The 18666-nt window shown below is 31.1% G+C and carries 14 protein-coding genes; 5 read left to right on the top strand and 9 right to left on the bottom strand.

The features are described 5' to 3' along the window. Nucleotides 1-32 precede the first annotated feature (32 nt). From ACFFVB_RS05065 to ACFFVB_RS05040, 6 genes are all read right to left on the bottom strand, one after another. Nucleotides 33-1016 carry a Gfo/Idh/MocA family protein gene (locus ACFFVB_RS05065; protein ID WP_382381628.1) on the bottom strand — a complete coding sequence of 328 codons (984 nt, stop codon included), beginning with the start codon at nucleotides 1014-1016 and terminating at the stop codon, nucleotides 33-35. Next, the gene (locus ACFFVB_RS05060; protein WP_382381627.1) at nucleotides 997-2691 is read right to left on the bottom strand and encodes a sodium:solute symporter family protein; all 1695 of its coding nucleotides are present in this window, start codon (nucleotides 2689-2691) and stop codon (nucleotides 997-999) included. The genes ACFFVB_RS05065 and ACFFVB_RS05060 overlap by 20 nt, the downstream gene beginning before the upstream one ends. Nucleotides 2692-2804: 113 nt before the next feature. Next, a complete protein-coding gene (locus ACFFVB_RS05055; RefSeq protein ID WP_382381626.1) occupies nucleotides 2805-5330 on the bottom strand; it encodes a PIG-L family deacetylase in 2526 nt (841 codons plus the stop codon). Nucleotides 5331-5481: 151 nt separating this feature from the next. Then, a complete protein-coding gene (gene corA / locus ACFFVB_RS05050) occupies nucleotides 5482-6558 on the bottom strand; it encodes a magnesium/cobalt transporter CorA (RefSeq protein ID WP_382381625.1) in 1077 nt (358 codons plus the stop codon). A gap of 17 nt (nucleotides 6559-6575) precedes the next feature. Beyond that, nucleotides 6576-7106 carry a mechanosensitive ion channel domain-containing protein gene (locus ACFFVB_RS05045; protein ID WP_382381624.1) on the bottom strand — a complete coding sequence of 177 codons (531 nt, stop codon included), beginning with the start codon at nucleotides 7104-7106 and terminating at the stop codon, nucleotides 6576-6578. 334 nt (nucleotides 7107-7440) lie between these two features. Continuing rightward, nucleotides 7441-7797, bottom strand: coding sequence for a response regulator (locus tag ACFFVB_RS05040; RefSeq protein ID WP_382381623.1), 357 nt, complete (start codon nucleotides 7795-7797; stop codon nucleotides 7441-7443). 216 nt (nucleotides 7798-8013) lie between these two features. Between ACFFVB_RS05040 and ACFFVB_RS05035 the strand changes: the two genes are divergently transcribed. Genes ACFFVB_RS05035 through ACFFVB_RS05015 form a run of 5 tightly spaced genes read left to right on the top strand, consistent with a single transcriptional unit; the run spans nucleotide 8014 to nucleotide 15732 of the window. Then, a complete protein-coding gene (locus ACFFVB_RS05035; RefSeq protein WP_382381622.1) occupies nucleotides 8014-9330 on the top strand; it encodes an ATP-binding protein in 1317 nt (438 codons plus the stop codon). 6 nt (nucleotides 9331-9336) lie between these two features. Beyond that, on the top strand, nucleotides 9337-11409 hold the full coding sequence (locus ACFFVB_RS05030; protein ID WP_382381621.1) for a cellulose biosynthesis cyclic di-GMP-binding regulatory protein BcsB: 2073 nt from the start codon (nucleotides 9337-9339) through the stop codon (nucleotides 11407-11409). After that, on the top strand, nucleotides 11399-12289 hold the full coding sequence (locus ACFFVB_RS05025; protein WP_382381620.1) for a hypothetical protein: 891 nt from the start codon (nucleotides 11399-11401) through the stop codon (nucleotides 12287-12289). Before ACFFVB_RS05030 ends, ACFFVB_RS05025 begins: the two co-directional genes overlap by 11 nt. A gap of 4 nt (nucleotides 12290-12293) precedes the next feature. Next, nucleotides 12294-14144, top strand: coding sequence for a glycosyltransferase family 2 protein (locus tag ACFFVB_RS05020; RefSeq protein WP_382381619.1), 1851 nt, complete (start codon nucleotides 12294-12296; stop codon nucleotides 14142-14144). A 7-nt stretch (nucleotides 14145-14151) separates the two neighbouring features. Further along, a complete protein-coding gene (locus ACFFVB_RS05015; RefSeq protein ID WP_382381618.1) occupies nucleotides 14152-15732 on the top strand; it encodes a hypothetical protein in 1581 nt (526 codons plus the stop codon). On the opposite strand, the gene ACFFVB_RS05010 is transcribed toward ACFFVB_RS05015, so the two are convergent. The 3 genes from ACFFVB_RS05010 to ACFFVB_RS05000 all read right to left on the bottom strand — a co-directional run bounded on the left by ACFFVB_RS05010 (nucleotide 15733) and on the right by ACFFVB_RS05000 (nucleotide 18666). Then, nucleotides 15733-16740 (bottom strand): glycoside hydrolase family 5 protein, encoded by a 1008-nt coding sequence (locus tag ACFFVB_RS05010; protein ID WP_382381617.1) that lies wholly within the window; start codon nucleotides 16738-16740, stop codon nucleotides 15733-15735. A gap of 427 nt (nucleotides 16741-17167) precedes the next feature. After that, nucleotides 17168-17755: a Maf family nucleotide pyrophosphatase gene (locus ACFFVB_RS05005; protein ID WP_382381616.1), complete on the bottom strand. Its 588-nt coding sequence runs from the start codon at nucleotides 17753-17755 to the stop codon at nucleotides 17168-17170. Then, a complete protein-coding gene (locus ACFFVB_RS05000; RefSeq protein ID WP_382381615.1) occupies nucleotides 17755-18666 on the bottom strand; it encodes a geranylgeranylglycerol-phosphate geranylgeranyltransferase in 912 nt (303 codons plus the stop codon). The genes ACFFVB_RS05005 and ACFFVB_RS05000 overlap by 1 nt, the downstream gene beginning before the upstream one ends.

Raw genomic sequence — 18666 nt, 5'->3', positions numbered from 1 at the left:
CAAGCATTTGTTAATGATTGTGGCTTCTTTTATTAATACTCAAGCTGAATAAGTGCTCTAACTTTATCTAAGGTTTTAATTAGTTTTAGACTGAAATCGTAAGTCATAATATCGCTTTCTTTTTTGCCATCTCTAAGTAATTGATTAAAGTGAATGGTTTCAAAATTATAGCCAATTGTGTTACCAGTATAATCTATAGTGTCTTCTTTTCCGTTTTGAGATATTGTAACCGTTGATGGGGCATGAAACTGCGTGTTTAAAGTAATCACCCCATTCTCGCAGGTAAATACACAGGCCGTGGGTGTTTCTTCAATTAAAGAGCTCTTTAAAATCGCTTCAGTTCCATTTGCATATTTAAAAAGCATATCGCAAGACGAATCGGCTCCGTTTTCAAAAGTCGTAGATGTCGCTTCAATTTCATCTGGTTCTCCCAAAGTAGAAAGTGTAGCGAAAATAGGGTAAATACCGATATCTAATAAACTCCCACCTCCAACAGCTTTATCGAATAATCTAGAAGCTGTGTTAAACGGTCTTGTAAACCCGAAATCGGCTTCAACTTTTAGTAATTTTCCATACGTTTCATTTTTCAATTCAGTTAAAGCAAACTGATAGTGTGGTAAGAAATATGTCCATAATGCTTCCATTAATAACACATTGTTTTCTTTGGCTACAGCAATCATTTCTTTGACTTCTTCAGCATTCATTCCGAAAGGTTTTTCACATAAAACAGCTTTGCCATGTTTTAAACATAATATGGCATGTTCTTTATGAAAACTATGTGGTGTCGCGATGTACACGGCATCAATATTTGGGTCTTTTGCTAACGCTTCATAACTATCGTAACACTGAATGGCGTGGTATGTTTTACCAAATTCATTAGCTTTATCTATAGATCTTGAAGCGACCGCTTGTAATTGCGCATCTTCTATGGTTAGTAGGTCTTTTGCAAATTTATTAGCAATGTTACCAAGTCCTAATATTCCCCATTTTATGGTTTTAAGTGGTTGTGATTTCATTTGATTTCGGTATAAATAATTGAATTATAAACGCGATAATAATCACTAAGGTACAACCAAATAAATTCAGCCACAAATAAGGCATCCAATCTTGATACCATCCTAATAATACAATAGCTTGTGTTATAATTGCTGCCATAAATACGGCATTTGCTTTTACTTGTTTAAAGAAAAAAGCCAGTAAGAAGATTCCTAAAACATTTCCATAAAAAATAGAACCAATAATATTGACAAGCTGAATTAAATTATCTGCTAAATAAGCCACGCAGGCAATACAAATGGCTAAAACACCCCAACCAAACGTAAACCATTTTGTAGCCTTTACATAATGCATGTCGTCACGTCCAGGAGCCAAACTACGTTTGTAAATATCGATAGTTGTGGTAGATGCCAATGCATTTAATTCGCTGGCAGTGCTGGACATGGCTGCACTTAAAATAACGGCAAGTAAGAGTCCAATTAATCCACGAGGTAGGTTGTTTAATATAAAATGAATGAAAACATAATCCTTATCGTTGGTTTCAATTTTTGTTTGATGTTCGTTCGCTGCTTTTTCCAAAAGAAGTTTGGCTTCATCTCTGTTTTCCTTTTCAGCGGCGTTCACCGTTGAAATTTGCGATTTTAAATCGGCATTAGGAGATGAAACATAAGCATTTAATAAGTCCTTTTTCTGTTCGAATAATTGATGCTGATCAGATTCCAAGGCTTTAAATTCATCTGAATAAGAGGATGCCGAAACCACTTCCTGTGCATGCGGATTAAAGTGAATAGGGGATTCGTTAAATTGATAAAATACAAAGACCATAACCCCAACAAGCAGAATGAAAAACTGCATGGGTACTTTCAAAATTCCGTTAAAAATCAAGCCTAATTGCATTTCTCGTAAGGATTTACCTGAAAGATAGCGTTGTACTTGACTTTGGTCTGTTCCGAAATAAGACAACATTAAAAACGTTCCACCAATAATACCACTCCAAAAGGTGTATCTGTTTTCAAAGTCGAAAGAGAAATCTAAGATGTCCATTTTATCATTAACAGTCGCAATTTGTAGTGCATTCGAGAAGTTAATGTTGTCAGGTAAATAGCTTAAAATTAAGAAAAATGCGATAAACATTCCTGTGAAAATCACGGCCATTTGGTGCTTTTGTGTCACACTCACGGCTTTTGTACCTCCAGAAACGGTGTAGATAATTACAAGTACGCCAATGATAATATTTAACTGATTTAAAGACCAGCCTAACACAGCTGACAAAATAATTGCAGGTGCATAAATGGTAATTCCTGCAGCCAATCCGCGTTGTACTAAAAACAGTCCAGCAGTTAAACTTCGGGTTTTTAAATCGAATCTATTCTCTAGGAACTCGTAGGCAGTGTATACTTTTAAACGATGGTACAACGGAATAAAAACCATACAAATTATAATCATTGCAATCGGTAAACCGAAGTAAAACTGCACGAATCCCATCCCGTCGTTAAACGCTTGTCCAGGAGTAGATAAAAAGGTAATCGCACTTGCTTGGGTAGCCATTACCGATAAACCGATGGTCCACCATTGTGCCTGATTTCCACCACGGATGTAGTCTTGAACATTTTGACTACCACGTGTTTTCCAAGTCCCGTAACCCACGATGGTTAAGAGTGTGCCTATTAATATAATCCAGTCTAAAGTCTCCATATTAAAACGATTTCATGATTATATAAAACAAAATTATGTAAACAGCATTTGCAATTAAAACCCAAGTGTAAATGGGTTTCCAATTTTGTTTTATTGGCTTTTCTTCTTGCATATTACTCGTTTAATTTAGGTTCGGTACTAATATTTTCTTTGCCTATGGATAACATATTTGCAAATAATCTGTATGCTCCAGAAACCCCAGCAGGGAATTCTCTAAAAAAACTTAATCCGGTATAGATATAATGTCCTTTTCCGTATTTCGCGACTAGTAAACTGCCTTGTTTCTCAGTTTCATTCTTATCGTGCATGCCTAAAACAGGCGTAAATTCTTTCCCCCAAGTATCAGGGAAGTATAAACCGCGCTCTTGTGTCCATCCTTCAAAATCTGCTTCAGTGATTTTATTGGGTACATTTAACAGGTCGTTTTTAGGATCTAAAAACGTCACTTTTGCATCTTCATCGGTGACACGATCTCTAGATAATTGTAATTTATAAGGAGCTAAATTTTCTACTTTTAATCGATGATTGGTATTATATTGTACGATTAAATTCCCACCTTCTTTTACAAAATCGAATAACACATTTTGTTTATAAGCCAAATCATCTACGGTGTTATAGGCTCTAATTCCGATAACAATCGCATCGAAATGTTTAAGATTAGAAGGTGTAATATCGTCTGGAGAAATAATAGCAACATGATATCCAATTTGTCTTAAACTTTCAGGAACTACATCTCCAGCACCTTGAATATATCCAATATTTTCACCTTTCTTAATAATATCTAGACGAACAAATTTGCTAGGTTGAGGCATGACTACTGTTTGAAACGGAATATGATCGTAATCAATTTCAATTAATGATTTACTATAAGCAGTTCCGTTTACCGTTACTGTTGAAGTAATATTCACCTCACTTTGACTGTTAGGCGGGGTAATCGTAAATAAAACAGTTTTAGTTTCGCCACGATGCCCGATAGAAACCGGTAATGATTGCGGAGTAATCTTCCAACCTTTTGGAGTATTTAAACTAACGGTACCTTCAATATTATCTTTTCCGGCAGTAACTACCACAGCGACTTGTTTGGGGATATTGTTTTCAAAAATAATAACAGGTTCGGCAAGTTGAGAGGCCACTACAGGAACAATTTCGAAAGGCATATAAACTTCTCCTTTAACAGGATCGTTAGTTTTATAAACTATAGGTTTTGTAAACGGAATAGTGGTTTTTTCAATGACTAAATTGAATGTTACATTCTGGGTCCTTGGTGTTTCGGGAGAGCCGATTAAAGATTTGTCATCAACTTTATACATCCCTAAACTACCTTGTTCTGTTAACCAATAAGGTGTTGTTATTTTTGCTTCAGGATTGATTTCATAATGTTCATTAAAGCTAAATTTTATATTATTTTCTAACTTTATTTTTTTTGAAATTGAAATGTCATTTGGATTCATAATACTTTGTAGTGTAATCGCTGCTTCACTTCTATTAATAACTTCAAGAGTTACGTTAACGTCTTCGTTTATTGTAGCCCAATTGTGTTTTGCACTAGCTTCTAAATACAATCCTGCACACGCTGAGATTACATTTTTAATGTCTTCCGTTTTAATGGTTTTCCAATGGGTTTCATCTAGTGCCTGAATTAAGGTGTAAGCTTTTACTAATTTAGGTAGACTTGCCGATGGATTTTTAAAATCGTATTCTGCTTCAATTTCTGAAATTAATTTGCCAATCGATTTTCCATTTTTAACGCGATTCCAGCTGGTGTCGATGCCGTCAAAAATAGTGTTCGTGTTTTTAGGCATATCGCCTTTAATTAATTCAATATATTCTAAACTAGAACCACGAGTTCCGGTGTTCCCAAACCCTTGAGATTTATGCTGACTTCTGCTTAAAGATGATATTTCTGTGTTCGATAATCCGCTTGACGGAAAATAAACACCAGTATCAATACTAAGCATATTGCTTTTATCTGCCGCATCAAAGTTTTCTTGAGAGCCATAAAACCAGTACGACGCATTAAAAAACATGCGTTTGGGTTGCCAAGTAGTTGTTGTTTTAAGTTGTTCTGGATATTTTGAAGCATCGTTAGTTAAATCGAAAGCTTCTACACTTAGCATTGCCGAACTGGTATGATGGCCGTGTGTTGTTCCTGGAGATCTGTGATCGAATCTATTAATAATCACATCTGGTTGAAATTTTCTGATCGCTAAAACCACATCGCTTAATACGTCTTCTTTATTCCAAATGGCTAAGGTTTCGTCTGGGTGTTTAGAATACCCAAAATCGTTTGCACGTGTAAAAAATTGTTCACCGCCATCGGTGCGTCTTGCTGCTAATAATTCTTCGGTACGGATAACGCCTAAAAGTTCCCTAATTTCTGGTCCTACTAAATTTTGTCCACCGTCTCCACGTGTTAAAGAAAGGTAAGCTGTTCGCGCTTTGACTTCATTTGCCATATACGAAATCATCTTTGTGTTTTCGTCGTCAGGATGCGCGGCCAAATATAAAACGGAACCTAAAAAGTTCAATTTTTTTATGGATTCATGAATTTCAGATGCATTCGGTTTTTTAGGCTGTTGTGCAAAACAGGCAGGAAACACTAATACTAAAGTAAATAGTGCGAGGAATTGGTTTTTCATTAAAATGAATTAAATTAGGCTTCAGCTTCAAATATAAAAAGTAGCCTCGGCAATTAAACTGTTTTAAGGTTTCTTTAACGTAAACCCTTAAAAGTAGACGTAAGCCGTTCAAAATAATTTCAGTAAAATAAAAGTAATTAGTTTTTAAATTTTAAAGCCATTTTTTACGCTTAAAGTAAAAAAGCATAAAAATAAACATGATTACCATGACAACGAGAAGAATAGGGTAGCCGTTTTTATGATGTAATTCTGGCATATTATCGAAATTCATCCCGTAAATTCCTGCGATAAACGTAAGCGGTATAAAAATAGAAGACATGATCGTAAGGACTTTCATAACTTCATTCATTTTATTGCTAATACTCGTCATATACATATCCATTAACCCCCAAACCATTTCTCGATAGATTTCTGTGTTTTCGTTTACCTGAATAGTATGGTCGTAAACATCTTGAAAGAAAGGTAATGTTTTTGGATTTATAAGTTTGTGCTCGCTCTTTTCGATGCGATTTATAATATCGCGAAGTGGAAAAACAGCACGACGGATTCGTAAAATTTCGCGTTTTAGATCTTGAATTTGATTGGTTACTTGATTTTTTGCAGTACCATTAAATAATTCGTCTTCTAAATCTTCTATTTTCTCTCCAATAGCTTCTATTACAAGATAATAATGATCGACTACACTATCTATTAAAGCATACAGTAAATAGTCTGAACCTAACGATTTTATGCGCCCTTTTCCATGACGAAGACGTTCACGTAATCCCTCGAAAACATCGCCTTCGGCCTCTTGAAAGGATAGTACGTAATTGTGACCAAGAATAAAACTAATTTGTTCAGAATTTAAACCTAGTTTGTCGTCGTAGCTTAGCATTTTCATGCTTATGGCTAGGTAGTTTTCAAATTCATCAATTTTAGGGCGTTGCGAAATATTGGCAATATCTTCTAAAATAAGTGGATGAATACCATAATGTTTACCCATTTTTTCAATGGAATCGGTATGGTTTAAGCCGTTTATATTAATCCAAGTAACCTCTTCTGTAGATTCTGATTTGTAAGTAAAAGCATCGTCAATGTTTGTTAGTTCTTTTTCAGTAATATGATGCGAACTGTAATTGAAAACTTCAATAAATAAAGATTGAGACGATTTTTGTCCCGTATATACAATTGTTCCTGGAGCTAAGCCTGGTTTTTGTTTATTCCTTTTTGTTCTAGGTTTTTTTTGCATACTATAAATAACTCATATTAAACGGCATCATGACCATCGGTTATTGCATCCTTCTGAACTAAAGTTACGGCTTTTTGTAATATTAAATTGTTAGGATAAGTGACTAAATTGCCATTATCTAATCTTAAATGCAATTGAAACGCACGGATATCTTCAATAACAGCTTCAATAGGGAAATCCTTATCATGAATACTTATTTTGTCTCCTACTTTATAAGGAAACGAGAAAAACATTATAACGCCAGAAGTAATATTACTTAAAATAGACCAAATCGCAAATAAAGCAATACCAATAACAGCAAAAACAGAAGAAAATACTAAAGCTAAATCTTCTGGTTTAGCGCCCATAATTACAGATAAAAATAGGAGGCCTATGAAAAATAAAGTGACCGTAGAATAGCGCTGAATAAGTTGAATTCGCGCTTCGTTAATACCACTTTTTCTACCCATTTTCTTGATTAGTATGATCGAAATGTATCTAATAATTAAGAGGATAAATAGTAGAATTATACTAGAAATAATAATCTTAAAATGATTTTGAAAAAACATAAAATTATATAGAATTAAAAGAAACAAAGATAGTCTAAGGAAACTACAATTTATAAAATATTTACGATGCCATAACGTTTAAAATAAGGTATACAATATCTTGATAAAGTACCATAGTATTAAGGCAGAGGTCTTATAATATATGTAACGGTTTAGGTATGCCACACTAAGGTCTTACCTGATTTAGGTGATGTGTTTAGTTTAAAACCATATGAAGATCGATTTCTCGAGAACTCTTTGTTAATAATTAGAGACGAATAGAATTAAATAAAACGAAATATTTTTTGCTAGATAGCGTATTCCTGTTTTTTAATTTTATTGAAATGAAAGGTATTTACATTTCAAATCTTTTTATTCTTAAAGATAAATCTTTAGGATCAAAAGGCTTTGTTATAAAATCGTCTATTCCTAAAGAAAAAGCTTCCAAGACAACGTCTTCTTCTCCTAAAGCCGTTAATACAATAATTTTTATTTGATCGTTATAGTTTTCTTTAATCCAAGTTACAAGTTCCAGTCCAGAAACATGTGGCATCATAAGGTCTGTAATAACAAGGAAAGGGGTGTCGTTTTTAATTTTTTCTATAGCATCACTACCATCGGTTGCATAAGTAATCGAGTGATCATTATCTTTTAAACTGTGCTTAATCAATTCTCTAATAACGTTACTGTCGTCTATAACTAATATTTTCATAATGCAGAATTTAATATTTTATACAAAAGTATATAATTACGTACTACTATTATTACTAAAATGGAAGATAATCTTTTAATTAAGTAGTTGAACGTAATTGTTTTATTTGTACATTTATGTATATATACATTGCACCAGTTTTTAGAAGGTTTAGAATTTTAAAAAAAAATCGGCAGTATAAAACACTTTAATCTCTTTAATTTTTAATAATATATTTTGAAAAAGGAATTACAAAAAGAAAAAGAGTTACAGAAGGAATTATGGAAAATTGGTAAAACAATTTTTTGGAGTATGATTGCTGTAATCTTATTTACAATTTTTTTAGATGTTATAATTTTAAGTAAAAATTGGTTAGACTTTGTGCTTCTAAAACTGTTTTTACTCGTATTCTTTTATTTTGCCTATAAATTTTTCACACAGAAATACAAAACACCTAATCTCTTAATTCATTTAACATTATTCTCGTTTAATTTTTTGGCTTTAATTTCTATTTCCAATTCAGGAACCGAAAATAGAATGATCTACACATCCTTACTTATTGCTTTGTTTGTAGCCTTTAATACTTTTGCTGTTTGGTCTATAATCAATAGCTTTATTCAGTATATGTTAGTTGTTGCGACATTCTTTGTTTTAGTACTTATGGGGGAGATTACAGACCCTTATCAAATTTTAAATAATGGGGGATATTTGTTTCTATTATTAGGTTTTATGAGTTTTTTCTTTCCTAAAGTGAGAAGGAGTATGCTTGTAGAACGCATTGGTGTACAGATTAGAGCAGATGAGAAAATTAGTTATTTAGGCGGGGAGTTATCTGACGTACAAACGAGTTATAAATCGCTTCAGAGTAAAGTTGTAAAGAAAGAAAATGAAGCTAAGTTTTTGTTTCAACAAATTAGTAATGACTTAAATAAAATTAATGATGTTGTTGCTCAAATTGAAGATGATACAAGCGAAGAAAAAAAGAAAAAAATTAAAAAATTAGATGACTTAATTCAAAATTTAAGAAATCAAAGTTCGGTGTATTTTAGACCGACCAATTTAGATACCAGTAAAAAGAATTATTCTACAGATAAGGTAGACGTTTTAAAAATTTATCAAAATGTTATTAAATCATTTACCAATCAAATAGTTGGGAAAAATATTAATTTCATAGAACAGTTAATTGCTGTCAATCCTCAAATTGTCGGTAATAAGAAAATATTTAATACGATACTTTACAATATTTTAAATTTCATGGTTATTTTTTCTGATGAAAATGATGATATAGAAGTAACCATAGATACCAATGAAAAATACACCTTTTTTAGTGTAGCTAATAAAACAAGTGGTATAAATACATCAGAGATAGAATCTTATTTTAGAGATCTTGAATTTGTAAATTACGATTATAAAAAACACAGTGATAGTGTGAAAATAGGACTAAGAATTTCTAAACAATTAACGGAAAAAATGAATGGGTATTTTAGTTATGTATCTTCAGAAAACATGGGATTCGAACTTAAAATTCAATTCAAAACATTTAAACAAAACTAAGTGATGATGAAAAAATATTATTTTATTTTATTAACAATTTTGTTAGGCCTACAGACAACAGGGTACAGTCAGGTGGTAGAGTATTTTAACGCGTATGACTATGCCGATGAAATAACTATTGACGGTTCTAAGGGAGTAGAAAATATTTATATTCCAGTTAACGAGAACATTGATGTCTTAAATAGTTATATTAATTTGGAGTTTGCTTGTTCGAGTGTACTTAATTTTGATCAGAGTTATATTTCGATATTATTAGCAGATACACCTATAGAAACGCGATTTCTTAAAGATCAAAATCAGATTGTTAGTTTTAAAATACCTGTTAAAGAAAAACACATCGTTTCTGGGTTTATAAAATTAACGGTAAAAACTAATTTAAGAATTGGTGATGATATTTGTGAAATATATTCTGAAGGTGGTTTTTGGGTTAAACTAACAGACAATTCTTTTTTCTCTTATAACGTTTTACCTAGTAAGAAAACGGTTGTAGAAAAGACGATTAGTTATACCATTCCGGATCTTAAATATATTGTTTTAGACAAAGAAAACGATATAGATAATATACAATATGCATCTTATATTAAGTTCTATTTAAAGCGTGTTTATGGTTTAGACTTAGAAATTAAAAATATTGAAGACTTTAATGAAAGTGTCCTTAATAATGCCATTGTCTTAATGCCTTTTGATAAGTTAAGTGATAAAATATCAAAAAAACTTCCTGAATTTAAAAATGAAGATGCCGGTTTAGTTAGTGTTTTTAAAGATGAATATGAAGATCCAGAAACCTTAGAGGTTTATAGTGGACTAAATATAGTGGTTACCGGAAAAACAGAATTAGGATTTAGTAAAGCAGCTAATATCATGCTGCAAAAACACTTATTAAATTCGTCTTATGTTGATTATGTGTTTGTTAACAAACAAACCAAGTTGTTGGATATTCCAGAAAGAAAAGATTACGATCCAATTTATTTTAAACAGTTAGATGCACAAAATGGTGTGCTGGAAGGTATTGGGTATTTACGCTCTAATATCTCTATTCCAAGAGCTAAATTTGGATCTAATGTAAAGAAAATGAACGTTAGCATTAAAGGTAAATACAGACCTTTAGATGAGAAGGAACATGGTTATTTTAACTTATATTTTAACGATAATTTTTTAAAGTCTTACAAGTTAGACAATACCGGCGAATTAAATATTGATTTTGATTTTGATGATATTGTAATGGAACAAGATAATAATTTTAAATATGAGTTTTATTTTATTCCTAAAGGTGGTTTGTGTGAGATCGCTCCAGCAAATTTTTATGGTCAAATAGATAACATAAATTCATACTTTAAGCCTGTTGGATATGATGTGTCTTCATCTTTATCATTTTTTAGATTTCCAGAAAACTTTCAATCGAAACCGTTAGCTATTTATACCGATTTAGGAGCAGAAGAGAAACTAGTTAGTACGCTTTCCGAATTAATCGATATTATTAATCCAGGAGAAGCAGGGTTGTTAGGGTTTATTTACCCTCAAATTAAAGCTGCTAATTTAAACGATATTAAAGCAGATGCAGAAACGTCTAAAATCATTATTAGTGCTAATGGCGATAAGTTTACTGACTTTTATGGAGATGCTACATTTATTAAATTTAAAGATAACACAGTAGAATTTGACTCTGAAGAGTACAGTCAGCTGTTAGAAGAATTTAGTTTGTTCTTTAATTTAGAATATCAAAAGGAAATGGGATTCAATCAACTTTTCTATTATAATGATTCTCCTGTTATGTTAATCAATGTACCACAGGATTATAAAGAAAGTACTTTATCATCATTAGTTTCTAATATTAGAGAACAAACCATTTCAAATACAGGAAATGTAATTGTTGCAGAGAGCAATGACGCTTACTTTTTTGACCTAAGAGTCATAAAAAACAATCAAGACAAAACTAAATTAAGCTCTTTACTAAATGAGTTTTGGGGTAAATACAGATTGTTTATCGTTTCTGTATTGTTAATATTAGTGATACTAATTTTAATGTTTATTTATCAAAAATCTAAAGAGTCTAAAGCAAAAATTAAAGATGAAAATTAAAATTGTTCTTCTTCTTTTATTTCTGAATGCATGCGTATGTTATTCACAAACCCCAATGTTACAAGGTCAAGAACCGGAGATGCAGGATGAAAATTCATGGTTCAAAGGTGAAAACTCATGGCTAGAAGGTAAAGGGGAGATCTTACTGTCTCCATATGTATCTCATTATTATACAGATACTAAAAGAGATGAAGATGGTAATAAGTCTGATTTTGACAATAATGGTTTTTATGAAAATTATACATATAAACTCTATTTTTCGACGGCGTTAATAAGTCGTAAATTAAGTTTAATTGGAACTTTACCCTATGTTAAAAGTACCTATTCAGATGATTTTACATTAGATGAAAACAGTGAATTTGGAGATATAGAATTAGGTGTAACCATGCACTTAAAAAATCTAGGGAAGTACCATTATTTAACAGGATCATTTACAACAATTATTCCTGGCTATAAAAATGATGAGAAACCATTTACAGGCTTTGGTAAAGTGGGAAACGAGTTAAGAATTAATGTTTCAGGAAATTCTGAATGGATGGGAATTAACGATAATTTTCATCAATTATCACTTAGTGCGAAAAAGTTTTACGATGGCGGCCCACTTCAACTTAAATTATATGGTACACAAGGATATAGAATTACAGAAAAATTTTTAGTCTTAGGTAGTTTAGAAGTGCTAATGTCAAGAGGGGACGACTTTACAGTATCTCAAAATAATATTCAAGTGACCACAGATTTCGATTATGTGAAAGCAACCCTAAATTTAGGGTATGAATTTAACCCGAAATTTGCTTTATATGCTGGTGGCTTTACCGATTTATGGGACAGAAATGTGTCTATTGGTAGAGGGTGGCAAATATTTAGTGTTATAAAACTATAATTGTATGGCGAGTTTTAATATTAACATACATAGAAAAGAACTATTTATAGAAAGCGAACTGCTGACTGATAAGCAAGTTTCTGAAATAGAAAGGTTTAAAGTTAAATTAAATAAGTCTTTTCTTAAAACGGCTCTTAATCATGGTTTTATATCTCGTTTTCATTACAATAAAGTCTTAGAAGCATACAATTTTCCTACGTACAATATTAATTGTGATAACATTGAAGATTACAAGTCTTTTTCTGATACTCATGAACGTTTTACTCTGTTTTTAGATACATTAATATTTCCTATTGAGCATAATAATAAAATTGCTTTTGTTGTAGCAGACCCTTCGGATATTAACAATATTAGACTAGTAGAAGAAGAATTAAAAGTCACGGTTTCTGAAATATTTGTGACTAATGAGTTAGATTTAATAAAAGCACTGCACATTAAGTATGGTGGTGAGATTTTACATAAATCGGTTTTTAATTTATATGAAAACGACCCTAATAGTTGTGCTATCGAAACGTTCACACTTAAGCAAGTTATTGCCTTAGGGGTTATGTTTTTGATTTTTTTAATATTTTTATATTTCAATTTTATTGACACCTTAATTGGAGCTAACTTATTATTAAATCTATTCTTATTATTCTCTATCCTATTTAAATTTATGCTTACTATTTACGGCTCTAAAACAGAGCTGGAAAGTAAAGTTAGCAAAGAAGAAATTGAATTAATTAAGGATAAAGATCTACCTATTTATACTATTCATTTACCAGTATTTAAAGAATCTGAAGTCATTCAGAAACTAGTCTGGAATTTAAATAATTTAGATTATCCTATTGAAAAGTTGGATGCTAAATTGCTGATTGAGTCGGATGATGAAATGACTTATAATGCAATTAGGGAAATGAAGTTCCCTACTAATTTTGAACCGGTAATTATTCCCTATGCCCAGCCTAAAACGAAACCTAAAGCATGTAATTATGGTTTGTATTTTTCTAAAGGAAAATATTTAACAATATATGATGCAGAAGATATACCAGATAGTGATCAATTAAAACAAACGTATAAGTTATTTCAAAAGCTTCCAGAAGATTATATCGCGATACAATGTGCCTTAAATTACTTTAATAAGAATGAAAATTTTCTTACTAAAATGTTTACTCTAGAGTATTCATATTGGTTTGATTATATGTTGCCAGGGCTAGATAATCTTAGGATTCCAATTCCGTTAGGAGGAACAAGTAATCATTTTAAGTTTGATAAACTGATGGAACTTGGAGGTTGGGACGGTTTTAATGTTACCGAGGATGCCGATTTAGGATTGCGTTGTTATGCGAAAGATTATAAAATTACGGTGTTAGATTCTACGACTTACGAGGAAGCTAATAATGAGTTTTTTAACTGGATACGTCAACGTTCGCGATGGATTAAAGGTTATATGCAAACGTATTTGGTACACATGCGTAACCCCATTAAGTTATACAAATCTATTGGAACTAGAGGTTTCTTTGGGTTTCAGTTTTTTATTGGAGGAACAGTATTTACATTTTTAAGTTATCCTATTCTATTACTTTTTTTACTTATTTATATTTTTTTTAAAAGCAAATGGATAGAATTACTTTTTCCAGATTGGTTGATTATTATTTCCATAATTAATTTTACTTTGGGAAACCTAATTATGATTTATACGAATATGATTGCTATTTTTAAACGACGATCATATTCATTAATAATATATGCTTTAGCAAATCCTGTATATTGGCTAATGCACTCAATTTCTGCTTACAAAGGATTACATCAATTAATAACCAAACCTTTTTATTGGGAAAAAACCAATCATGGTTTAACTAAAAAGAAGAATTAAACAAGGTATGGATAAAATTAAGTCAAAGAGTTCTACAATAGTCTTTTTTGCAATCTGGTTTATTTATATAGCTTTTTTTAGTTTTATAATAACAGTAATACGAGAAGATGGCTATTTAAATTTTGAACCGCTGTTTATTACGAGTCATGTTACTACCTTATTTGAAGGCGGTGAGTTGGTTAAAAACTTTTTCTTGTCTTATCCGTTGATAACAAATATGTTATCTTATCCTTTTTCTATATTTAGTCCAGAAGATGCACCGTTTTTTGCTTCTGTATTCTATATGTCTCTGCTTGCTACTACTGTGGTTACCATTGTAGGGCAAGAAAAAAATAATGTAATTAAGGGACTTTTGTTTTTGTACTTCTTATTTAGTCCTGTGACTATTTATGCTGCAACATCAGGGACTTCTGTTTATGCTTTTTTTGCATTGTATTTTTTAATTTTTTACTACTTGTTTAATTATATTAAAAAATTTACAACCTACCATATTACGATACTTAGTATCATTTTAAGTTTAGCAGTTTTCTTAGATTATAGAATTTTATGGCTTTTACTTCTCTTATTATTATATGCATTTGTATTTAGTATATACGGGGTAAAAGGATTAAGATCTGCCAATATTATTATTAAATATATTAAGATTACACAGCATCGCTCGTTAAGACGAAAGTTAAGAGGGCGTCTAGTTTCTATGGTATTTATAATAGGTTTTTTCCCTGTTACAACTTTACTATTGTATTTGTTTATTAATTATTTAATGGGGAATGATTCCTTTTATTTTTTCGATTCATTAGAAACTAAATGGAATGGAAATAGCTTTTTTAGTTTATTAGAACCAGATACTCTCGTTGGCTTAAATAATAGAACAGTTAATGATTTTTCGTTCCTTGATATTGTGATTTTTTTAATGCCAATTTATCTGTTCGAATTAATTATACATTATAAAAAAGGATTAAAAATATTTATTTTATTACTGGCGCCAATACTATTGTACACTTTGGTAAGGGATAGCATTACAGACTATATGAGTTTGTCTTATTATACGATTCTTATTGCTTGTGGTCTCGCATCTATAGCCACAACACCTTATAAGTTTTTTAAACTAAAGAAATTAAGCTATTTCTTTTATGCTTGTTTATTTGTGGTAAGTATTTATGGTGAATATTTATATTTAAAAAAATCATCATTTACTTCAGAGCAGATTTATTACAAGAGTGTTGTTGAAAAGGAACAGAACAGCGTTTTATTAGAATATAAAAAAGCGGGAGAATTTTTAGCTTCAAACACGCCTGAAAATTCCGTTATACTATCTGATAGATCAATTCTGTATCCAATAATAGCCTATAATAGTAAAAATAATTATTTCATTTCTAATAGTTCAGATGAATTTGAAAAAGCAACTTATGACCCTTATAACCATTGTGATTACATTATTATAACAAACACAAAATCGCCTTATCACTTTTTAGATAAAGTAGATGCTAATTTAAAAAACATTAAGAATAATAAATTCAGCATTTATTCTGAATGGACTGATGTCGTTTACTATTCTAATTCGTTTACTATTGTTAAGGTTGTAAAATAATTATAAGCAATTTAAAATGTTATCGTTGTCAGATATTCCAAAGTTCCCGTTATACTCCCATAAGTAACATTTTATATTATAAGATTTAAAAATATCAGTAACATCCTTAAAATATGCACACCTATATTCTGGTGCGATTGTATTAATCGCTCCAAATTCTGTACACCATATTTCAACATTATTTAGTTTTGCCCATTTTGAAATAATATCTATTTTATGACTTAAAGACGTTTTGTTAGCCATGTCTTTGTAGTCATTATAGTTAACTTCTCCAGGCGTTCCAATTGCATTATTATCCATGCTTGGCATTTTATCTGCATTATAGGGATAAGGAATATTTATAGTTTTAGTCTGATCTCCAACCCAATCCGCACCTTGATGAGTAAATATAAAAGGTTCATAAAAATGAAAGATGTAAATAATATTTTTATAAGGAAAAGGTTTTTTTCTAGATAATTCATAAATACTATTATAGTTTGTTGCTCCAATAAGTATTTTTGTGTTTTCGTCTTCTTTTCTTATTTCAGAAACAATTTCGGGTACAATAGCGTCCCATTGATCTGGGTATAAATTGGGTTCATTTACGAGCTCATAGTAAACATGATCAGAATATTTTTTTAAGGCATGGCTAATTAATTTCCAATTGCTTTTTATAGTATTAACATTAGTGAAATTAGTCTCTTTATTAATTGTATGGTCAAAATAGCACACAATTAGAGTCATGTTTTTTTTCTTAATATATTTTGCGATTTTACGTAAATCTCTTAAAAACCTATTTCTTGATTCTTTATCAAATTGATATTCAAATGAAACAGGGAGTCTTATGTCGTTAATACCATTGCGATGCACCTCGTCAATATCGGTAATTAGGTCTTTGTAATTTAACGTTTTTCCTTCCCAATAACGTTCGTATCCCGTTAGGTTTATACCAATATTAGTCTTGGTATTTTGTGCTTGTACCGTTGCAATTATTAATAAAAGAAGCATAGTATATGAAAATTTCAGCATAATTATTCCATCTAAATTATAAGCGTAAAGATATTACTCTTTTTTATCTATTTTAGGTTCAATATTTATATTCCTGTTAGATTAAATAATTAACCTTGTTGGTTAACTTGCCTTAAAGTTGAACAGTTTAAAATTTTATAATAATCCCAATCTCAAGCCTATTATTGAACAACAAAAGAATTGTGTAGACAAGGGGGTAGAATTCATGGCAGCCTAAATAAAGCATCTAAATAGGAGTCTAATTAAGAATGAGGTGTAGATTAACATTGTATTAAAAGAATTCTAGTGACATTAAAACCTAAAATATTTATGAATATTGTACTATAAACGATGACTTTAAAAGAGTTTTGAAATGCATTGAATTACCAATATAGAAGAAGGAAACAACAATCAGAACGTCTTTTAGGAACTATATGATTGATGTTATTTATGAAACCATGTCATTTAATACACGATATACAACATCTGTAGGAAGTCCCATAACATTAAAATAAGAACCTTCCAGTTTACTTACGCCAATATAGCCAATCCATTCTTGTATGCCATATCCGCCGGCCTTATCGAAGGGTTTAAAGTTTTTTATGTAGTAGTTAATTTCGGCGTCTGTAAGTACTTTAAAAGTCACTTTTGTTACAGAATTTACTGTTTTTTCGAAGCCCAAAGATGTAAAGCAAACAGATGTAATAACTTCATGTGTTTTGTTACTTAAAGATTTCAGCATTTCGAAAGCTTCAGTTTCTGTCTTAGGTTTTCCTAAAGCGGTGTTATTATTCCAGACAATGGTGTCGCTAGTAATTAAAATATCGTTTAGTTTTAATTCCGCTTTAAAAGGAAGCGCTTTAAGTTGCGCTAAATAATCACTGATTTCGAAATGACGTAAACGTGGAGGAAACACCTCGTCTACAGGCTTTAATTCAATAGTAAAATCTAAACCTAAATCTTTAAAAAATTGTTGACGCCTTGGAGATCCTGAAGCCAAAATTAGGTTGTAATTATTTATGTTGTTATGGAGCATTACGTTAGTGTTAATGGATATAAAAGTAAGGATAATACACCCGTTAGCATAACTAATTTAAGCGCATTACTAATTTTGTGATAGTCCTTTTTAGATTTCGCACCAAAAAGTTCAAACAGGATATATAACATAGGACCAATAATAAAAAAAGTAAAATAGCCAACTTCAAGCGGTTTACTATATAAATAGGTAATTAGATAATATACTAGACCTAATAACGGGATACAGGATAATACAAATGCAACTTTAGAAGCTCTGTTTCTCCCAATTAAAATGGGTAAGGTTTGCATGCCTGCGACGTAGTCTCCATTTATATCTTCTATATCTTTAACAATTTCGCGGATAAAGTTGAGGAGAAAGGCCATGCCTGCATATCCCAAAATAAGTTTAAAAACCATGCGTTGGTTATCTTGATTCTCGAAGGTAATGGCAGGAATTAAATCAAATAATCCAACAATAATTAGACTTAAGCTTACTAAAATAGAAATTATAATATTGCCTATCAGACAGCTGCGTTTTAAATAACTGGCGTATAAATAGAGTAGTGCTGAGATAATAACAAATAGCGCAAAAAAACTACTTTTTCCAATAGCATGAGATAAATAAAACCCCAAGCCAACACCTACAACATTTAATGCCATAAATAAATTATAGGCTGTAGATTCCGATATAAATCGACCAATTATAACCCGATGGGGTTTGTTTACAGTATCGGTTTCTACATCGTAAATATCATTTATAATATTTCCAGCAGAAGCAAGACATAAGGTTGCTAAAACGAGAATGGCAAATTGCCAATCCTGTAAAGCCGAGTTTACTGGAAATACAGGAAATAAAGCATATTTAAGCAGTGTTTGAACAAGAACAAGGAGTAACAGGTTTTTCCAACGTATCAGGTTTAACACCTTCAT

Origin of the sequence: Formosa undariae (assembly GCF_042427615.1) — a bacterium.
Taxonomy (GTDB): domain Bacteria; phylum Bacteroidota; class Bacteroidia; order Flavobacteriales; family Flavobacteriaceae; genus Formosa; species Formosa undariae.
The sequence above is the reverse complement of the archived record's forward strand: the minus strand, read 5'-3'. Positions and strand labels throughout refer to the sequence as shown.

What these genes read in the sequence shown, in the direction of transcription:
- ACFFVB_RS05065 (WP_382381628.1), bottom strand. Translation starts at nt 1,016, where the DNA reads ATGAAATCACAACCACTTAAAACCATAAAATGGGGAATATTAGGACTT.
- ACFFVB_RS05060 (WP_382381627.1), bottom strand. Translation starts at nt 2,691, where the DNA reads ATGGAGACTTTAGACTGGATTATATTAATAGGCACACTCTTAACCATC.
- ACFFVB_RS05055 (WP_382381626.1), bottom strand. Translation starts at nt 5,330, where the DNA reads ATGAAAAACCAATTCCTCGCACTATTTACTTTAGTATTAGTGTTTCCT.
- corA (WP_382381625.1), bottom strand. Translation starts at nt 6,558, where the DNA reads ATGCAAAAAAAACCTAGAACAAAAAGGAATAAACAAAAACCAGGCTTA.
- ACFFVB_RS05045 (WP_382381624.1), bottom strand. Translation starts at nt 7,106, where the DNA reads ATGTTTTTTCAAAATCATTTTAAGATTATTATTTCTAGTATAATTCTA.
- ACFFVB_RS05040 (WP_382381623.1), bottom strand. Translation starts at nt 7,797, where the DNA reads ATGAAAATATTAGTTATAGACGACAGTAACGTTATTAGAGAATTGATT.
- ACFFVB_RS05030 (WP_382381621.1), top strand. Translation starts at nt 9,337, where the DNA reads ATGAAAAAATATTATTTTATTTTATTAACAATTTTGTTAGGCCTACAG.
- ACFFVB_RS05025 (WP_382381620.1), top strand. Translation starts at nt 11,399, where the DNA reads ATGAAAATTAAAATTGTTCTTCTTCTTTTATTTCTGAATGCATGCGTA.
- ACFFVB_RS05020 (WP_382381619.1), top strand. Translation starts at nt 12,294, where the DNA reads ATGGCGAGTTTTAATATTAACATACATAGAAAAGAACTATTTATAGAA.
- ACFFVB_RS05015 (WP_382381618.1), top strand. Translation starts at nt 14,152, where the DNA reads ATGGATAAAATTAAGTCAAAGAGTTCTACAATAGTCTTTTTTGCAATC.
- ACFFVB_RS05010 (WP_382381617.1), bottom strand. Translation starts at nt 16,740, where the DNA reads ATGCTGAAATTTTCATATACTATGCTTCTTTTATTAATAATTGCAACG.
- ACFFVB_RS05005 (WP_382381616.1), bottom strand. Translation starts at nt 17,755, where the DNA reads ATGCTCCATAACAACATAAATAATTACAACCTAATTTTGGCTTCAGGA.
- ACFFVB_RS05000 (WP_382381615.1), bottom strand. Translation starts at nt 18,666, where the DNA reads ATGAAGGTGTTAAACCTGATACGTTGGAAAAACCTGTTACTCCTTGTT.